The organism is Gluconobacter oxydans DSM 3504 (assembly GCF_000583855.1).
Classification (GTDB): domain Bacteria; phylum Pseudomonadota; class Alphaproteobacteria; order Acetobacterales; family Acetobacteraceae; genus Gluconobacter; species Gluconobacter oxydans.
Map to the genome: position 1 here is coordinate 582770 of NZ_CP004373.1, position 18201 is coordinate 600970.

Sequence of the window (18201 nt, forward strand, 5' to 3'; positions counted from 1 at the left end):
CTTCAGCGGGGCTGTCGCGCAATCTGGATGGCTTTACGCAGGGCGGTCTGGGTGTGATCGGCGCTGAATGTGCGGGCGACATGCGCCTGAGCCGCCTGCCCCAGTGTGCGGCAGGCATCGGAATCGGCATACAGGGCGCTGATGCGGGCGCTCTGGCTGGCGGCGTCCTCCGCGACGAGTGCGTTCAGAGACGGCGGAAGGTCCAGCCCTTCAGCGGCGGTCGGTGTCATGACGCAGGGGATGCCGGCCATGAGGCTTTCCAGAACCTTGCCCTTGATCCCTGCCCCATATCTTAACGGCGCGACCGTCAAACGCACATGGTCGAAAACGGATGTCTCAAGGTCTGCGACATGGCCCAGCACCCGGACACCTTCGGGCCAGTGCAGATGGGGCGGCAGGTGCGGGCCGACCAGCCAGAGTTCGCGTTCCGGATCTGCGGCGCGCAGCTCCGGCCAGACCTCACGGGCGAACCAGAGGGCGGCATCAAGGTTCGGGGCGTGGCGGTAATTTCCGATGAAAGCGATGTGACGTCGGCGTCGGGCCGCGAAGTCCGACGTCCGGTCGCGTTTGCGGATTGCCCAGGGGACGCAGGCGACGCGGGCCTGCGGGACGGCCTGACGGAGCCATGCGGCTTCTGTGGGCGAGTGCGTCAGGACGGCATCGGCCTGCCAGGCGGCCGTGCATTCCTCAAGGCGGGTTCTTCTGCTGAGCGCGTGGAGTTCGGGGCGTTTTTCGGTCTCGGCCTGTCCCGCGATGCGGCGGTGGTGCAGGTCGGCGACGCTGTAGAGCACCGTGGCACCTGGCTGGTGATGACGGGCGAGGCTCAGATAGCGGGAGGCTGTGCCGATCCGGTGCAGATAGACCAGATCGAACGCACCGGACTGACGCCGCAGGATTTCTTCCACCGAGGCGTAATGCGGCGCACGCCAGATTGTGAAGCCTTCTGCTTCCAGCGCGTGCTGCACACCGGCTGGCGGGGAGAGGTCATCGGCGGCGACAAGGCTGACGTCGTAGCCGAGCGCCTGAAACGCGCGGGCGTGGGACAGCAGGGCCTGTGAGCCGGCATCCTGCCCGGCCACCGGCAGGTGTTCGTCAATGAGCAGCGCGCGCGGGGCCCGGGGTTTTACGTCGATTTCGGGGCCGTGCCGACGGGCCAGTCTGCGGTAATGGTCATGCTGTTCCTGACCGCCCTGCGCACGGGCGTGATCGGTCAGCAGGTCGTCAGCGATCCGTGCGAGAAAGGCCAGGATGGTCTCGCGCTCGTCATTCGTCTGGGCACCGCCTGCGACCTGCCGCAGGAGTTCGCGCAGGTCGTCGTCGAATGTGCCGGTGGCTTCGAGGACGACGGGGGAGCCGATCAGCTCCGTTCCGTCGGCTTCGCGGCGCACCTGAATGATGTGCCGTTCATGGGCGCTCAAGGGCGCGGGGATCAGCAGGTCGAAGCCGAGGCGCCCATCCCCGAACCCCGCCTGTTTCAGGTCAGGACGATGCTGGTTGGCGATGACCCGCGCGATCAGCCTGCCGTTATCGAGAACCTGCAGGGCGGCGGGGTCTCCGCTCTCCCCCGCCTGCGCCCAGCCCGCGATCCGTCGGCGCGTTGCAATGTCCAGATAGCCAGGCAGCACGGTGGGGCGCGCCGGGACGACATACGGCTCGGCCATAAGCTCTTCAGGCTGCCAGGCGGACGGGGCGCGCATCCGGGACCGGCTCGACGACGAGGGCGGCAAGCTGCTCTTCGGACAGGCCGCCGATGAGGTCGATGTCGAAGGCATGAAAGCCGTCGCCCTTTCCGGCGGCTTGCAGATCCGCACGGTGACGGTCGGCCGTTACTTCGCACAGGACCAGCTCGTTGGTGCGGATTCTCAGGCGCAGTCTGCTGTGAGGGCGCAGGGTATCACGCGCCCAACCCGCGACCCGGCCGCGCGTGGCGAGATCCACGTAAAGCTCGATCGATGACGTGTCGGTACGCGGGGATGCAGCATCCAGTCTGCGGCGGATGGCTTCGAGCTCTTCCCCGCTCTCCACACGCGGGGCGCAGTAGCGGGCGGCGACGGGTTCGGCATCGGGGTAGAGTTCGGCGTATTCGCGGGCGTTGTGGAACATTCCGCGGCTGCCATCATCAATGAAGGTTTCGGATGCGGCCCCTTCAGCGAAGATGATGTCGTGAGTTTCCAGCTCGATATGGATGTATTCGACGACATCGACCTGTTCGGCCTGTGTGATGGTCCGGTTGTTGACCAGCGCGTGGACGGGGACCAGCACGCCGTCGAGGAACATGGCGTGCAGCGGCGAAATGACCAGATCGCGGCGCGGCAGCCCCTCGCCCAGAGCGCCTGCGGCAATGCGCACGGGCATGATGTCGCTGCGACCGGCGGCAAAGCGGCCGTCATAGGCGCGGCGTCCGATCCAGCGGATCGGGCGGATGGCGCCATTGCGGGTGATGAGGCGATCTCCGATTTCCAGCGTTTCGACCGGGCGTTCTCCCGTTTCGGTCAGGATGGCCGTGCCCGGGCAATAGCAGGGCGTGCCTTCTGCCGTAACGGTCAGGCCGCCTGCACTGTCGGCGCCCAGGACGAAGAAGTCAGCTGCGTAATCGCCGGCGAAGGTCAGGGTTTCGCTGGTCTTGCCGTCCATAACCGTGACGAGGGTGTTGCCGCCGGAGGTGACGCTGCTCAGGGTCGCGGCGGACCCCATGCCTTCCAGATCGATCGTGTCGTCCGCTTCGAAACCGGAAATAACGGCCTGCACGCCATAAGCCGTGGAGGACGGGGCGACGCTCTGGATCAGGGTGCCCGCACCGGCAAATTCCAGGCTTCCCGTGACCGAGGCCTTGGGGGACAGGAGATCGAGCGTGCCACCGTCTTTAAGGACGGTATTGTTGGCGACGGAATTGCCATCGATGGAGAGGCTTCCCCCGTCGAGCGTGATCCCGGTTGCCGTGACGCCCTTGATGGTAATGTCGACCGTCCCGCCCGACAGCACGGTTTCATTGCTGATCGAAGCGCCGGAGGTGGCCAGTGTCTGCGTGCCGTAGACCGTGCCGCCCGATGCGTGGCCGGTGATGTTTTCCACACCGCCCGCCGAGATGACCGAGCCGCTGTCCGTGCCTGCGACGTCGAGCATGCCGCCGGACAGGACGGTGGCGCCGACGATGGTGCCGCCCGCGCTGACGGTCAGGGTGTCACCGCTGGAGACCACCGCGCCGGAGAGTGTGGCTCCGCTGGAGACGACGTTTGAACTGTCGCTGCCGGACGAGGCGGCGGATGAGGTGGTGAGTTCGACGCCGTCCGTGCTGTCTGCTGAAAGTGTGAGGGACGCGGCGAGTGCGCTGCCTGCGAAGGTGAACTGCTGGCTGACCGAGCCGCTGCTGAGGGTGGCGATTGTGTTGCCGCCGCTGACCGTTGTGTTCAGCGTCGTGCCGGTTCCCATGACCCTATCGTCGATGACGTCTGCGGCGCCGAAGCCCGAAATCGTGGCCAGCGTGCCGTAGCCGGAACTTGCGATGCTGTCGATCTGAAGCGTGCCCTGTCCCGAGAACAGTACCGTTCCGGACAGGGTAGCCTTGGCGGATTCAAGTTCGATGGTGCCGCCGGACAGGATGGTGGTGTCCGTTGCTGCGGCGTTGCCGTCGATCGAGAGGATGCCGCCGTTGTTTAGCGTAATACCGCTGGCCTGAGCACCCTTGATCGCCAGGGCGACCGAGCCGCCGTTATAGACGGTCTCGTCCGATACGCTGGCCCCGGCAGCGCTGACGATCTGGGTGCCGTCAATCTGCGTCCCGGAAACCGATCCGAGGACGGTTTCGGTAGCGCCATGGGCCAGTACGCCGCCGGATGCGGAACCGCCTGCCGAAATCGTGGCGGAACCGCCGGACAGAATGCTGGCACCGGTGGCCGTGCCGCCCGACTGCACGACGATCGAACCGCCATTGGAAATGGTGGCGGAAGTGCTGGTGCCGCCATTGGCGACCGTGACCGCGCTGGCTGTAGACGTATCAGTCGGGGCGAAGGAGACGCCGCGGATATTGGTGTCGGCGGCGGCTGTTACGAGCGTCGTGAAGCTCTCATCCGCCGGCGCGGTCGTCGCATCCAGGTCATCGGTGATGGTGAAAAGATAGGTCTGATCGAGGTCGCCGATCGTGGCATTCGTGGCGTAGAGAACGACGTCGTCCCCTTCCACTTCGCCCGTCAGTCCGATCAGGCCCGTGGTCCCGGATGTGGAGGTGTTCGAGACGAGATTGAGTCCCACCGAGAGCGTGTAATCGAGGGTCCAGGCGGTGCCATTATAGGTCCATTTCTGCAGGCCGCCATCGCCCACGCCGCCTGCCTTGGGGTTGCCGCTATCGGCCACATACAGGACGGTCGGGCTTGCGAAGAAATAGGATTCCGGGCTGAGGCTGACCGTTGTGCCGACTGCGGAAGCGTTGAGGGAGTTTTCTTCGGCGGCCGTCAGGGTGACCGATCCGTCAATGGCGGGCAGGACTTCGGACTGCGTGGCCGAGACCGGGAGGGTTGTGCCGTAGCTGGCGATATTGGACGTCCCGCCGCTGCCCTGTGTGCTGTCGCGCGAGACATAGAGGACGCCGTTGACGATCTCGGTCACGCGGGTGTCGGTGGATGTGTCGATGGCGGTTGCAACGCTGGCGCCATCGTCCGCATAGAAGACGCCCTGGGTCGTATCGCCCTTCACGCCCTGACCGGTGATGTAAAACGAGGTTCCGTCCACCGTGGCGACGCTGCGGATGTTGTTGGTGTTGAACACGCCATACAGGGCCGTGCTGGTATCGACCGTTCCGTCATAGCTGATATCGGCGACGACGCGGGGAACGGCTGTATAGCTTGTTCCGGTCAGGCTGGTGGACTGGGCCAGACGGGCATCGCCGTAAACGGCCGCGCCGCCTGCGTTATAGGTTGCGGCATTGATGCCGTAGCCGCCGATGACAAGGGATTCTCCGTCCTGCGAGAGCTGGAGTTCGCCTTCGGACGAGGAGCCGTATTCGCCTGAGACCGCATATTCCGTGACACCATCGACCACCGTGGTGGTCTGGGGCAGGACCATCGTGCCGACGACTTCACCGGTGGTCGTGATTTCTTCCAGCGTAATGGGAGACGCCTGATTGTCCGTATAGGTGCCACTTCCGTCACCATCACCGACTACGCTGATGACAAGATCGCCTTCAGTGAAGGATTTTAGCGTCGAGGACATGCAGGGTCTTCCATTCCGGGATTTATGACTATCCCGTTACTCCAATGACCCTTCTTCATCGTGTGAAATTAATTTGACACATATCCAGTCCGACAGGCTGATGATTTCATTTATGAAAATAGGAAATTTCTGTTTATGAAAAAACAGTCATGACTTTATAAAAAATTGGAAATGTTGGTATAAATAATTTGTTACTTTAACAACAATAGTAAAAAATATTCCATAAATCACGATTTAAAAGACGTTGTATTTCAAGGCCCGTATCGTCCCGGTTTCCCTTCCTTGCTGAAACCCTGTCGGGAACCGAGCTGAATGAATGCCATTGTCATCACCGCGCTGAGGCGACCGCTCACCTTTGTCGTCCTGTCGATCATGATCGTGATGCTTGGCGTCATGTCCATTTTCAAGACGCCGACTGACGTCTTTCCGAACATCAACATCCCCGTCGTCTCGGTCGTCTGGACCTATGGCGGGATGCTGCCAGAGCAGTTCGCCGGGCGTATCATTTACAATTACGAACTCAATGTGACCTCGACCGTCGAAGGCATCGAGCACATGGAGTCCAACTCCTATTACGGACGTGGAATCGTCAACATCTACTTCCAGCCCGGGACCGATATCGGTCCGGCGGAGGCGGATGTCGTCGCCATTTCCCAGACCGTGATCCAGCAGTTGCCGACGCATATTCCCGCCCCCATGGTCATGCGGCTTGAAGCGTCGTCCGTGCCGGTCATTTCGCTTCAGATCACGTCCGACAAGCAGACGCCGTCGGACCTGTTCAAGCTTGGCGTTATTTCCGTAAGGCCGCTTCTAGTTACGGTTCCCGGTTCTGTCGTGGCGCATCCCTATGGCGGCATGGACAGCTTCGTGATGATTGCTCTGAACCAGGCACAGCTGAGGGCGCATCATCTGTCCGCCATGGATGTTCAGGCCGCGATGCGTGACCAGAACATCGTTCTACCGGCCGGTGACCAGAAGATCGATGCGACCGACTGGATGGTGCAGACCAACGCCACCCCCACCAGCATGAAAGCCATCGGCGACATTCCGGTGAAGCGCGTGGGCAATGCGGTCATCTACATCCACGACGTGGCGGATGTGTATCGCGGGGGCCATCCGCAGACGAACGTGGTTCTCGTCAAGGGGCGTCAGGGCGTGGAAATCGTCGTCATGAAGGGCGGCGGGGCCTCGACGCTGGATGTCGTCAACGGTGTGAAGAACCTGCTTCCCCGCCTGCGTCGTATCCTGCCGCCTGACGTGCATGTCTCGGTCCTGACGGATGCCTCGACCTTCGTGAAGGATTCCATCAAGGACGTCGTGCGTGAAATGGTCACGGCCGCGTTCCTGACGGGGCTTGTCGTGCTGCTGTTCCTGGGGTCCTGGCGTTCGACGATCATTATTGCGACGTCGATCCCGCTGGCCATTCTGTGCTCCATCATCGGGCTGGGCTGGGCCGGGCAGTCCATCAATGTCATGACGCTTGGCGGTCTGGCGCTGGCGGTTGGTATTCTCGTGGATGACGCGACCGTCATGATCGAGAACATCGACACCCATCTTGAAATGGGGAAGGGCCTCGAGGACGCCATCATCGATGCGGCAAACCAGATCGTGGTGGCGACCTTCGTTTCCACGACCTGCATCTGCATTGTCTGGCTGCCGCTGTTCGAGCTGGATGGCGTGGCGGGCTTCCTGTTCCGGCCGATGGCGATGGCCATCATGTTCGCCATGATCGCGTCCTTCATCCTGTCGCGGACGCTGGTCCCGACGATGGCGAAATATCTGCTGACGGATCACGTCAACAGCGGTCTGCATGGTCAGGAGCATGAAGCCCTTCACATGGACCAGACGGTTGCGGGTGGGCCGCGCAAGGGATTCCTAGGCCGCTTCCAGCAGGGGTTCGAGCGGGGTTTCACCCGCTTCAGGGAAGGCTATAACCGCATCCTGACCCGCTGCGTCGAGCGTCGTATCGCCTTCGTGGGCGTGTTCCTCGGCGTTTCAGTGCTTTCGCTTGGGCTTTATGCCACGGCGGGGCGGGACTTCTTCCCCGAGACGAAATCCGGCCTTCTGCAGATGCACATGCGTGCGCCTCTGGGCATGCGGATTGAGGTTGCGGGGCGGATTGCGGCACTTGTGGATGACCGTATCCACAAGATCCTGCCCGGCAAGGTCGAGGATATCATCAGCAACTGCGGCCTGCCGGAAGGTCCGCACAACCAGGCCTTCATTCCGACGCCCAGCATCGGAACGCAGGACTGCGACCTGACCATCACGCTCAAGGACGAAGCCTCGCCGGTCTGGGATTATCGCCGCCTGCTGCGCAAGGATCTCTCGGCGCAGTTCCCTGGCACGGTCTTTACGTTCCAGCCGGCTGATCTGACGGCCAAGATCCTGAATTTCGGGGCACCGTCTCCGATCGATATCCAGGTTTCGGGTCCGGATATCCGCCAAAACTATGCCTATGCGCGCTCCATCCTCGGTCAGCTCCGGCATATTCCGGGGGCGGCGGATGTCGTGATCCAGCAGACGATGAAGACGCCGACCCTTATGGTTCAGGGCAACCGGACTTTCAGCCAGGCGACCGGCCTGACCGAGGCTGATCTTGCCAATAACGAGCTGATGGCGCTGTCGGGAAGCTCCACGGTCGATCCGCAATACTGGCTGGACCCGAGCGACAACGTCACCTTCCCGCTCAATGTCTATGTCTCGCAGGACCAGCTGACCCATCTGACGGACCTGATGACGATCCCCGTGGACAAGGGCGATGGAGACCCGAGCGGTACCCAGACCCAGCTTCTTGGCGCCATCAGTGCGATCAAGGCGACGGGCACGCCGGGTGAGGTCTCGCACTACAACTCCATGCCGGATATCGACATCTATGTGTCGGCGGAAGGCACCGATCTGGGCTCCGTTCTTGATGGGGTGCACAAGGTCCTGAACGACACGGCAAAGACTGTTCCGGTGTCTGCACAGGTGGATGTCCGCGGTCAGGCCACGACCATGCACGGGGCTTACAACCAGCTCGTGCTCGGGCTCGCCGTCTCGGTGGTGCTGATCTATCTGCTGATCGTGGTGAACTTCCAGTCCTGGCTGGACCCGTTCATCATCATCACCGCCCTGCCCGGCGCGCTAGCCGGGATCGCCTGGGCGCTGTTCCTCACCCATACGCGCCTCTCCGTTCCTGCGCTGACGGGTGCGATCATGTGCATGGGAACCGCGACCGCGAACTCGATCCTTGTCGTGTCCTTTGCCCGTGAGCGGATCGAGGAACATGGCGATGCCCTGCGCGCCGCCGTGGAAGCCGGTTACGGGCGTATCCGTCCCGTCATCATGACAGCTCTGGCCATGGTGGTCGGTATGGTGCCGATGGCGATTTCCAACTCCACCAATGCTCCGCTCGGCAAGGCCGTGATTGGTGGGCTGATCGTCGCCACCATCTCGACGCTGCTGTTCGTCCCCTGCGTCTACGCAATCCTCCATAACCGTCCCGCGCGCCACAAGGAGACAGTCTGATGGCCTCCCTTTCCCGTAAGTTCATTCTTGGCGCGGGAGCCTGCGCCGTGGGCCTCTACGTCGCATTTCTCGTCGTCGACCGCGTCCATGCCGTCAGCACTCTGCGCGCCGAAACCAATGCCGGTGCCATTCCTGACGTGTCGGTCGTCTCGCCGCACCGGACCAGCCCGAAAGTGTCCCTGACGCTGCCTGGCAATATCGATGCCTGGTATCAGGCGCCGATTTATCCGCAGGTCTCGGGCTATGTGAAGATGTGGTACAAGGACTATGGCGCGCATGTGAAACAGGGCGATGTTCTGGCGGAAATCAACGCGCCAGCGCTCGATGCCGAATATGCGCAGGCCAAAGCCAGTCTTGCCTCCGTCATGGCGAAATACAATCTGGCGTCCGTTACGGCGAACCGCTGGCGTGCGATGGGCAAGTCCCAGTCTGTTTCCGGCCAGTCGGTTTCGGTCGCCAATGCGAATGAACAGTCCGCCAATGCCGAAGTGCAGGCCGCACAGCGCAATGTGGATCATTTCGAGGCGCTCGAACGCTTCAAGCAGCTTGTCGCTCCGTTTGACGGGATCGTCACGGCGCGTTCGGTCAATGTTGGCGATTACGTCCATAATGGTGGCGGTGGCCTGAATGCCACGGGGAGTGCGTCCGAACTCTTTACCGTGGCGGATACGGACAAATTGCGCCTGTTCGTTTCCGTACCGGAAGTTTTCTCGTACGTCCTGCAGGACGGCATGACCGCGCAGGTCACCGTGCCGCAATATGCGGGGCGGACCTTTACGGCGAAGTATCTGACGACGTCCAAAGGCTATGACCCCAACACGCGCACGGCCATTGCGGAATTCGTGCTCGACAATCCGGGCAATCTGCTCTGGCCCGGCACCTTCGCTTCCGTCGCCCTGACAGCGAAGAACACCGATGCCAATCTGTATGAAATCCCGAGCGGCAGCCTCGTTTTTGAAGAAAAGGGCATGCAGGTCGCGGTCGTGGATGCCACCAGCCATGTCCATTACGTCAATGTGCAGGTGGGGCGCATGGCGGACAGTTCGACGGAGATCCTGAGCGGCCTCAAACCGACGGATCGCATCATCAACAATCCGCCTGCCGATCTGCTGGAAGGCGATGTGGTGCATGTCGTGACCCCGGCGCGGGGCTACAATGAAAGCGGCTTCGCGTCTGACACGGACTCCTCCGACAATGACGGGGACGAATGATGATCCCAGCCACCTTCCGACGCCTCGCGCTCACCGGTGGATCAGTGCTTGCGCTGATCAGCCTCTCTGCCTGCGATCTGGCCCCGGCTTACAGAACCCCGAACTTTGTCGTGCCCTCGAACTGGCAGGGACAGGCGCCTTTTGCCGTGGCAACGCCTGCGGATACGGCACTGCCCGCTGACTGGTGGACCATGTTTCAGGACCCGCTGCTGAATGATCTTGAAGCACGCGCCACGGCCGATAATGGTGATATTCAGGCCGCGGCCGAGCGCTTCATTCAGGCGCGCTCGCTCGTTGTGGCGGCACGGTCCGAACTGCTGCCCCATGCCAGTCTGGATGCGGGGGCTTCGGACAACAAGCAGTCCGCCGACCGGCTGTTCCGCAATGGCGCCACCCTGACGCAGACCAGCGAGGATTATGGTGGTCTGGTGTCGTGGGAACCTGATTTCTGGTCGTCCATCCGCAACCGCGTGCGGGCGCAGAAGCAGTTCGCCCAGCAGCGTGCCGCCGATTTTGCCATGGCGCGTCTGAGCACGCAGGCCGAACTGGCCCGCGACTACATCCAGCTGCGCGGGTATGACGCGCAGGATGCGATTTATGAGCAGTCCATCGGATACTATGAACGCGCCGTTCGCATTACGGAAAATCAGGTCCAGAATCAGGCGGCGCCGCGCCTCGATCTGGCGCGGGCGCAGGCGCAGCTCTACACAACGCAGGCTGCACGGCTGGACATTCAGGCGGCGCGGCAGGTCATGGAACATGCGATCGCGGTGCTGACCAATACATCGCCGTCGAGCTTCCATATTCCCGCCAGCCCGGAGTTCCATTTCATCCAGCCGACGATCCCGACGAACGTGCCTTCAACCCTGCTTCAGCGCCGCCCGGACATTGCGGCATCCGAGCGTGAAATGGCGCAGGCCAACCGGGAGATCGGCATTGCGCGTGCGGCGTTCTATCCGCATATCGCGCTCAGGCTGAATGGCGGGTTTGAAGCCAACGGATTTGATCTGGCCAACCTGGCCAACTCGCTGTGGACCTATGGGGCGAGCCTGCACATGCCGCTGTTCGATGGCGGGCTGCGCCGGGCGGAGCTTCAGAGAACATGGTCGGCCTATCGCGAGACCCGCGATACATATCGGATGAAGGTCCTGTCAGCGTTTCGCGAAGTGGAGGACGGTCTGTCCCTCACCGAGCGTCTGACGAAGGAAAACGCGGCGCTGGAACAGGCGGTGAAGGCCAATCTCGCCACGCAGAACATGACCATGACGCTCTATCAGGGCGGTGTTGGCACCTATCTTGAAGCCATCGTCAGCCAGGAAAACACGCTGGAAAGCCGCATCCATCAGGTCGAGGTCGCAACCCGGCTGTATCACGCGGATGTGGACCTGATCCGCAGCCTTGGGGGCGGCTGGAACGTGAAGGACCTGCCGACCATGGACCAGACCCTCTCGATCACTCCGCTGCAATACGACAACCTGCACCACCCGAAACCGGTTGGAGACGTCACGGCATCCCAGCATCCGGAACAGTTCGAAAACCTGACGCTCCCTGCCGGGGCCTCCGGTTTTCAGCCCCGGAACTAGGCTTTGAGGTTTCGTAGCGCCCGATCCTAGACTGCGCGCAGCCTTGGGGGAGTGCAACCACGGCTGTCCGCGGCATTCCGCCGGACGGCCTGAGGCGGCTGGTGAAACTCGCGCAGGAAGGCGCGACGCATCCGCTCGGGATCATGAAAGCCGGTCATGACGGCAATGGCTTCGATGGGGAGTGTGGATCGCTCGACCCGCTCGCGCGCGGCTTCCAGACGCAGTTTCTCGACGGCTCTGGCGGGGCTCATGCCCACCGCGCCCCGGAAACTGCGTGAAAAATTCCGCGGGCTCATACCGACCTGACTGGCAAGAACATCCACGGTCAGGCGCTGCTGAAGGTTGGACCGGATCCATCCCAGAAGCCCGGAAAAGCGATCCTGGGTGCTGGCCATTTCCAGCAGGGCCGAGAACTGGGACTGCCCTCCGGGGCGGTGATAGAACACCACCATCTGCTGCGCCGTACGACGCCCGATCTCCGCCCCGAGATCTTCGGTCACCAGCGCCAGCGCCATATCAATACCTGCGCTGATGCCAGCCGACGTCCAGACCGGACCATCCTGAACATGAATGGCCTCTGCCGAGACCCTGATTCCGGGAAACCGTGCTTTCAGGGTTCCGGCCTGTTGCCAGTGCGTGGTTGCCCGACGTCCATCAAGCAGTCCGGCCGCCGCCAGCAGGAAAGCGCCCGTACACACGCTGCAGATCCGCCGTGCTGTGCCGGCGTGATGGCGGATAAAACCCTGCAACGCCGGGCAGTCCATGGCCGTTGCATGACCCTCGCCCCCGACAACGACGAGCGTGTCGAAGAAGCCCGCCTTCGCAAGCGGGACAGTTTCGAGCGCCATGCCCGAAGACGACCGGACCAGCCCTCCATGCCGGGAGACGGCCATCGTCTCGTACGCAGCCTCCCCCAGCGTCCCGGCGATTTCGAAAGCCGCGGTAACTCCGGCGGCATCGAGCAGCTGGAAGTCGGGATAAAGCAGGAGACCGATCCGTATGGGCATGGCCTGAAATGAGGGATCATTGTCCTTTCGTCAAATGCTCTTGTGGAAAACACTGACAGGCACCGGGTCAGCCCGTGATCCATTCCCGAACCAGAGGCGGAATTTCCCAATGTCCCGACCCCCTTTCCCCTCCTTCAATGCCGAAACCGCTGCCCAGAAGGTCCGCCTCGCGGAAGACGCCTGGAATACCCAGGACCCTGAAAAAGTGTCGCTGGCCTATACGCCCGACAGCCAATGGCGCAATCGCTCGGACTTCATCCGGGGGCGGGAAGAAATCGTGACGTTCCTGACGCGGAAATGGCAGCGCGAACAGGGGTATCGCCTCATCAAGGAACTCTGGGCTTTTCGGGATAACCGGATTGCAGTCCGCTTTGCGTATGAATGGCGGGATGCGTCCGGGCAGTGGTTCAGATCCCATGGAAACGAGAACTGGGAGTTCGATGAAAACGGGCTGATGCGTTACCGCGCCGCATCCATCAACGACCAGCCCATTTCAGCCGACAGCCGCCTGTTCCACTGGTCTGAAACGAGACGCCCGGACAGCCATCCCGGCCTTTCGGCGCTGGGGCTGTAACGGTTCCCAAGCGATCTCCTACGGTGTGGAGCGGAACGCCTTGCGGCCTTCCGCATCCAGGGCCGCGAAGTCCTCGTCGGAGAGTGTGATGCCGGCGGCGGCTACATTCTGTTCAAGGTGGGCGACCCTGGACGTACCCGGAATGGGCAGCATCACCGGGCTGCGTTTCAGGATCCAGGCCAGTGCGATCTGGCTCGGCTGAGCCTCATATTTCCGGGCCATGACATCGAGGATCGATCCCGGCTTCGCAAGATCACCGGCCGCCAGCGGAAACCACGGGATGAAGCCGATGTTCCGGGCGGCACAATAATCGAGCACGTCCTCACTGGTGCGGTCGACGAGATTGTAGCGGTTCTGAACGGTCGCCACGTCAAAGAACTTCGACGCCGCCTTGATGTCATCGACGGAAACCTCACTCAGCCCCGCATGACGGATCAGTTTCTGGTTGATGAAGGATCTGATCGCATCGAACTGCTCGTCCGCCGGCACTTTGGGGTCAATCCGGTGCAGCTGCCACAGATCGATCTGTTCGACGCCGAGATTGCGCAGGCTTTTGTGCACCTGCTGGAGCAGATATTCCGGCCGCCCGACCGGCTTCCAGATATCCGGCCCAGAACGGGTCAGACCGCCCTTTGTCGCGATCACGAGCCCCTCGGGATACGGATGCAGCGCCTCCCGGATCAGCCATTCCGAGACATCCGGGCCATAGGAATCCGCCGTGTCGATGAAGTTGACGCCGAGTCCGGGAAGACGTTTCAGCGTGCGGACAGCCTCATCATGATCGGCGGGCGGGCCCCATATCCCCGGCCCCGTAATGCGCATGGCGCCGAAACCAAGCCGGTTGATCTCAAGATCGCCACCAATCCTGAATGTGCCGGATCGGGAGGCGTTGGAAGCTGAAGCGGTCATGTCTTCGGTCCTTGTTTCCAGTAGGGGAAAGCAGCCGTTCCGTCAGGCTGCGAAGCCACCATCGATGTTGTACGCGGCGCCCGTGATGATGCCAGCCTCGGGCCCGGCAAGATACGCCACCAGCCCCGCGATCTCCGAGACCGTGGCATGGCGTTTGATTGCCATGAAACCATGCATCACGTCCTTCAGCGGACCCTCGGCAGGGTTCATGTCGGTATCGGTCGGCCCGGGCTGGACGACATTGACGGTGATTCCGCGCGCGCCGAAATCCCGCGCCAGTCCCCGGGTCATGCCCTGTAAAGCCGATTTGCTGGCGCTGTAGGCCGCAAGCCCGGCCATCGGCATACGGTCGGCATTGGCGGAACCGATGAAGATGATGCGCCCCCCGTCAGGCATGGTCCGGGCGGCCGCAACGGCGGCATGATAAGGCGCATGGATGTTGATGCGAAACAGCCGGTCGATCTCATCCGGGGGGATCTCCAGCGGATCGCCCGCGCCAAGAATGCCGGAATTGACGACCAGAACGTCGAGCGGACCAAGTGAACTAATCAGCGCGATGAGAGCGTCACGATCGCCACTATCGACACGCAGAGCCTTGCTGCCGGTCTCGGCAGCAAGGACTTCAGCATCGTCCGGGGAAGACAAATACGTAAAAAGGACTTTCGCTCCATCCGAAGCGAAACGGCGCACGATGGCGGCTCCAATCCCGCGACTGCCGCCAAGCACGAGAACGGATTTACCCTCAAAACCGCTCATGACTGCGTCTCCAGCGAGATCAGAATTTCTGCCAGTCTGTCGAAAGCCGGCTGATAGATTTCTGTCGGCATCCGGGCCTCCATACTGGCGGCATGTTCGACGGGTGCCTCGAACTGCCCCCGCCACTGAATGAACGTGCGGTCACCATCCGTTATGGGAAGAAGGCTGATCGTCGACCGATAGTTCCCAACCGGCAGGGCAGACTCAATAATCGAGAACGTCACCGCATGATCCATGTCGGACAATGCAAGAAGCTGTTCCCGGATCACACCAACATCGCCCATTTCAAAACGGCGGATCGCGCCCACCCGGTCACCGGGCTCATCGCCCTCAATCACGCAGCTTTTCACACCCGGCAGCCAGTTCCCAAGAGCGCCGAAATCCCGGATCACCCCCCAGACGGACGAAACGGAGGCAGGAAGAACGCTGCTGGCCATCACATGGATCATGACGCGTCTCCCGATCGTGTCTGTCCGGCCGTCATAGCGACTGCCCTCCCGTCACTTCGATGCGCTGGCCATTCACCCAGCGCATGTCGTCAGACAGAAGCGCACGGACCGCGGCCCCGATATCATCGGGTTGCCCGACACGTCCCAGCGGCGTGATGTCTGCAAGGCTTTTGTTGACCGTGGCATCGTCGCGGACCAGCCCCCCGCCGAAATCCGATGCGACCGCACCGGGTGCGACGGCATTGACGGTAATACCCCGCTCCCCCAGCTCTTTCGCCATGTAGAGCGAAATGACTTCGGTCGCGGCCTTCATGGCCGAATAGGGACCATGATCCGTCAGATAGAACCGGGTCGCGGCAGAGGTGATGTTGAGAATACGCCCACCATTCCGGATCAGGGGCAGAAGGGCCACTGTCAGCAGATAGGGGCCCTTGAAATGGATATTGTACTGGTTGTCGAGCTGTTCGGACGTCGCGGCATCGAAACGGGTGTGAATGATGTTGCCCGCGTTCTGCACCACATAACGCAGCGTCTGCTGTCCGAACTCACGGGAGAGAAGCGCCTCGACCTGCCCGGCAAACGCCACGAACGACGCATGATCCGCAATATCCAGCCGAAGCATCCGCAGTTTCGCACTCACACCGCCCAGCGCGGCTTCAGCCGCTTTCGCCTCGTCTTCGTTGGAATGATAGGTCCCGATCACGTCGATGCCCGAGGCGATCAGATGCTTTGCGATACTGTATCCGATGCCACGATTGGCCCCCGTGACGAAGGCAATGTCCTGTCTGCTCATAACCGGATTCCTTGGCCGAGTGCGGCGATATGTTCCGGAATTCAATTTCCGTATCGATCAGTCCATAATAGGCGCACAGGACAGCGTCAAGGAATTATGGATCGGACGATACGGAAAAGGATTATGGAACTCCGGCGCCTGCCATTGCCGCAAGGCGTCAGGAGTTTTTCGGGTGTTTCCCTGTTCCGGACACCACGGCACTGGCATCCCACAGCGTCAGGAGAGAGGTGATGGCCGCATCCAGATTGTCCGACGTCACCCCGTCGCGGGCTTCGCAGGTCATGCCATGCAGGAAGGTCGTGAAAATATCGGGCAGCACCTGTGTTGCCGCGCAATCCCGCAGTTCCCCGCTGGCAATGGCGCGTTTCACGCAGGCCCTGAATCCGGCCCGCGTCCTCTGCCGCTCTTCGGCGAGCAGGGCCTGAACGGGTTCGTTTTCGGGCGAGCAGTTGCTGGCACCTGCGACGATCAGACAGCCGCAGGGATGCGTCCGGCCCGACTGCATGCGCGCCGAACCGCGCAGCGTCCGTTCGATCGCATCACGCGGCGCCAGACTTTCATCCCCCAGCGGCGCCATAACCTGCCCGTAAGTCGCCAGATAATGCTGCACGACTTCACGGAACAGGGCTTCCTTGGAGCCGAACGCGGCATAGAAACTCGCGGGCGAAATATTGCCCATGCAGGACTTGAGCTGCGTCAGGGACGTCGGTTCGTAACCCTGCGACCAGAACAGCGCCATGGCGGCGTCAATCGCCCTGTCCCTGTCAAACTCACGAGGACGCCCTGTCCGCGCCATGCTGCCGCTCCTTCCGAAAAGACTTCCATATTAAGTGATCCAGAAGTAATTGCCAAGATTTTGCGGCTCTCATATATGTACCAATCGATCCATATATGAGAGCCGCATGACCCCCGAGACAACATCTCCCCGCAGGCACCCCGATGACGGACTGCCTGTCGCCGGCCTGCTCGCGCTGGCCATGACCGGCTTCATCTGCATCATGACCGAAACCCTCCCAGCGGGTCTGTTGCCCCAGATCGGAGCCGGGCTACACGTTTCCCCCGCGCTGGCAGGACAGATGGTCACGGCGTATGCCCTGGGCTCACTGAGTGCCGCGATCCCCCTGACACTCGCCACGCAGCGATGGCGGCGACGGCGGGTCCTGCTGCTGGCGATCATCGGCTTTGTGCTCTTCAATTCCGTTACGGCATTTTCAACGCATTACGGTCTGACCCTTGTGGCCCGCTATGGCGCCGGTGCGGCCGCCGGGCTCGCCTGGGCCCTGCTGGCGGGCTATGCGCGCCGGATGGTGACACGTTCCCAGCAGGGGCGCGCCCTGGCCATCGCCATGGTCGGCACGCCAATCGCGCTCTCGCTGGGTGTCCCGGCGGGAACATGGCTGGGCGCTGCCGTGGGATGGAGACTGGCCTTCGGGGTCATGTCGGCCTCGACGTTGCTGCTGATCGTCTGGGTTCTGGCAAAAGTGCCCGATTTTCCGGGCCTGGCGCATCATGAGCGCCTGCCGTTCGGGCATGTCCTGCGAACGCCGGGTGTGCGGTCTGTCCTGGGCGTCGTGATGACATGGATGCTCGCGCATAATGTGCTCTACACCTATATCGTGCCGTTCATCGCACCCTCCGGACTCGCAGGACAGGCCGATCGCATCCTACTGCTGTTCGGTCTTGCCGCCCTTGCCGGCATCTGGCTGACCAGCCGCACGGTTGATCATGCCCTGCGTCTCTCCGTTCTGGCCAGTCTCGCAATTTTTGCCGCTGTCGCAGGTGTGTTTGCCATCGGGTCCGCATCGCCTGCAGTGATCCTGATCGGTGTGGCGATCTGGGGCCTGACATTCGGCGGTGCTGCGACGTTGCTTCAGACCGCCCTCGCGGACGCGGCCGGTGATGGCGCGGATGTCGCCCTGTCAATGAATGTCGTCGCCTGGAACAGCGCCATCGCAGGCGGCGGCCTGCTGGGCGGGATCATGCTGGACATCTGGGGAGCAGCCTCGTTCCCCTGGGCCGTGGCAATACTCGCCGCCGCCGGTTTTCTGATCACATGGCAGGCCCGCACGCACGGCTTCCCCTCAGGCCACCGCCTCGGACAGAGGCAGACGCACGAGGATCGGGACCCATTGATTTTATAGAGCTGACGGACGAGCAAAATGGTACGACTTGAGCCATATTGGCAGGATCCGCCGAAAGCCTAT

At 62.1% G+C, this 18201-nt stretch carries 13 protein-coding genes; 5 read left to right on the top strand and 8 right to left on the bottom strand.

Annotated elements, in window-relative coordinates; all coding sequences use genetic code 11:
- Positions 1-2: 2 nt before the first annotated feature.
- Positions 3-1697 carry a glycosyltransferase family 4 protein gene (locus GLS_RS12905; RefSeq protein WP_052327430.1) on the bottom strand — a complete coding sequence of 565 codons (1695 nt, stop codon included), beginning with the start codon at positions 1695-1697 and terminating at the stop codon, positions 3-5.
- The gene (locus tag GLS_RS12910) at positions 1669-5205 is read right to left on the bottom strand and encodes a Hint domain-containing protein (RefSeq protein WP_052327431.1); all 3537 of its coding nucleotides are present in this window, start codon (positions 5203-5205) and stop codon (positions 1669-1671) included. The genes GLS_RS12905 and GLS_RS12910 overlap by 29 nt, the downstream gene beginning before the upstream one ends.
- A 312-nt stretch (positions 5206-5517) precedes the next feature.
- On the opposite strand from GLS_RS12910, the gene GLS_RS02745 reads away from it, so the two are divergent.
- From GLS_RS02745 to GLS_RS02755, 3 genes are read left to right on the top strand one after another with little or no spacing between them, the layout of a single operon-like run.
- Positions 5518-8715: an efflux RND transporter permease subunit gene (locus GLS_RS02745; RefSeq protein WP_041111001.1), complete on the top strand. Its 3198-nt coding sequence runs from the start codon at positions 5518-5520 to the stop codon at positions 8713-8715.
- Positions 8715-9926: an efflux RND transporter periplasmic adaptor subunit gene (locus GLS_RS02750; protein ID WP_024716543.1), complete on the top strand. Its 1212-nt coding sequence runs from the start codon at positions 8715-8717 to the stop codon at positions 9924-9926. The genes GLS_RS02745 and GLS_RS02750 overlap by 1 nt, the downstream gene beginning before the upstream one ends.
- On the top strand, positions 9926-11509 hold the full coding sequence (locus GLS_RS02755; RefSeq protein ID WP_041112587.1) for an efflux transporter outer membrane subunit: 1584 nt from the start codon (positions 9926-9928) through the stop codon (positions 11507-11509). The genes GLS_RS02750 and GLS_RS02755 overlap by 1 nt, the downstream gene beginning before the upstream one ends.
- Positions 11510-11535: 26 nt before the next feature.
- On the opposite strand, the gene GLS_RS02760 is transcribed toward GLS_RS02755, so the two are convergent.
- Entirely contained in the window at positions 11536-12516 is a 981-nt protein-coding gene (locus GLS_RS02760) for a GlxA family transcriptional regulator (RefSeq protein ID WP_041111002.1), read from the bottom strand.
- Positions 12517-12625: 109 nt separating this feature from the next.
- On the opposite strand from GLS_RS02760, the gene GLS_RS02765 reads away from it, so the two are divergent.
- A complete protein-coding gene (locus GLS_RS02765; RefSeq protein ID WP_041111004.1) occupies positions 12626-13090 on the top strand; it encodes a nuclear transport factor 2 family protein in 465 nt (154 codons plus the stop codon).
- Between the two features lie 18 nt (positions 13091-13108).
- On the opposite strand, the gene GLS_RS02770 is transcribed toward GLS_RS02765, so the two are convergent.
- The 5 genes from GLS_RS02770 to GLS_RS02790 all read right to left on the bottom strand — a co-directional run bounded on the left by GLS_RS02770 (position 13109) and on the right by GLS_RS02790 (position 16793).
- Positions 13109-13999 carry an aldo/keto reductase gene (locus GLS_RS02770; protein WP_041111006.1) on the bottom strand — a complete coding sequence of 297 codons (891 nt, stop codon included), beginning with the start codon at positions 13997-13999 and terminating at the stop codon, positions 13109-13111.
- A 42-nt stretch (positions 14000-14041) separates the two neighbouring features.
- Positions 14042-14755 carry an SDR family oxidoreductase gene (gene bdcA / locus GLS_RS02775; RefSeq protein WP_041111008.1) on the bottom strand — a complete coding sequence of 238 codons (714 nt, stop codon included), beginning with the start codon at positions 14753-14755 and terminating at the stop codon, positions 14042-14044.
- Entirely contained in the window at positions 14752-15204 is a 453-nt protein-coding gene (locus tag GLS_RS02780; protein ID WP_041111010.1) for an SRPBCC family protein, read from the bottom strand. The genes bdcA and GLS_RS02780 overlap by 4 nt, the downstream gene beginning before the upstream one ends.
- Positions 15205-15235: 31 nt before the next feature.
- Positions 15236-15997 (bottom strand): SDR family NAD(P)-dependent oxidoreductase, encoded by a 762-nt coding sequence (locus GLS_RS02785; protein ID WP_041111011.1) that lies wholly within the window; start codon positions 15995-15997, stop codon positions 15236-15238.
- A 157-nt stretch (positions 15998-16154) separates the two neighbouring features.
- On the bottom strand, positions 16155-16793 hold the full coding sequence (locus GLS_RS02790; RefSeq protein ID WP_041111013.1) for a TetR/AcrR family transcriptional regulator: 639 nt from the start codon (positions 16791-16793) through the stop codon (positions 16155-16157).
- Between the two features lie 106 nt (positions 16794-16899).
- Between GLS_RS02790 and GLS_RS02795 the strand changes: the two genes are divergently transcribed.
- Positions 16900-18138 (top strand): MFS transporter, encoded by a 1239-nt coding sequence (locus GLS_RS02795; RefSeq protein ID WP_052327432.1) that lies wholly within the window; start codon positions 16900-16902, stop codon positions 18136-18138.
- The last annotated feature ends 63 nt before the right edge of the window (positions 18139-18201 follow it).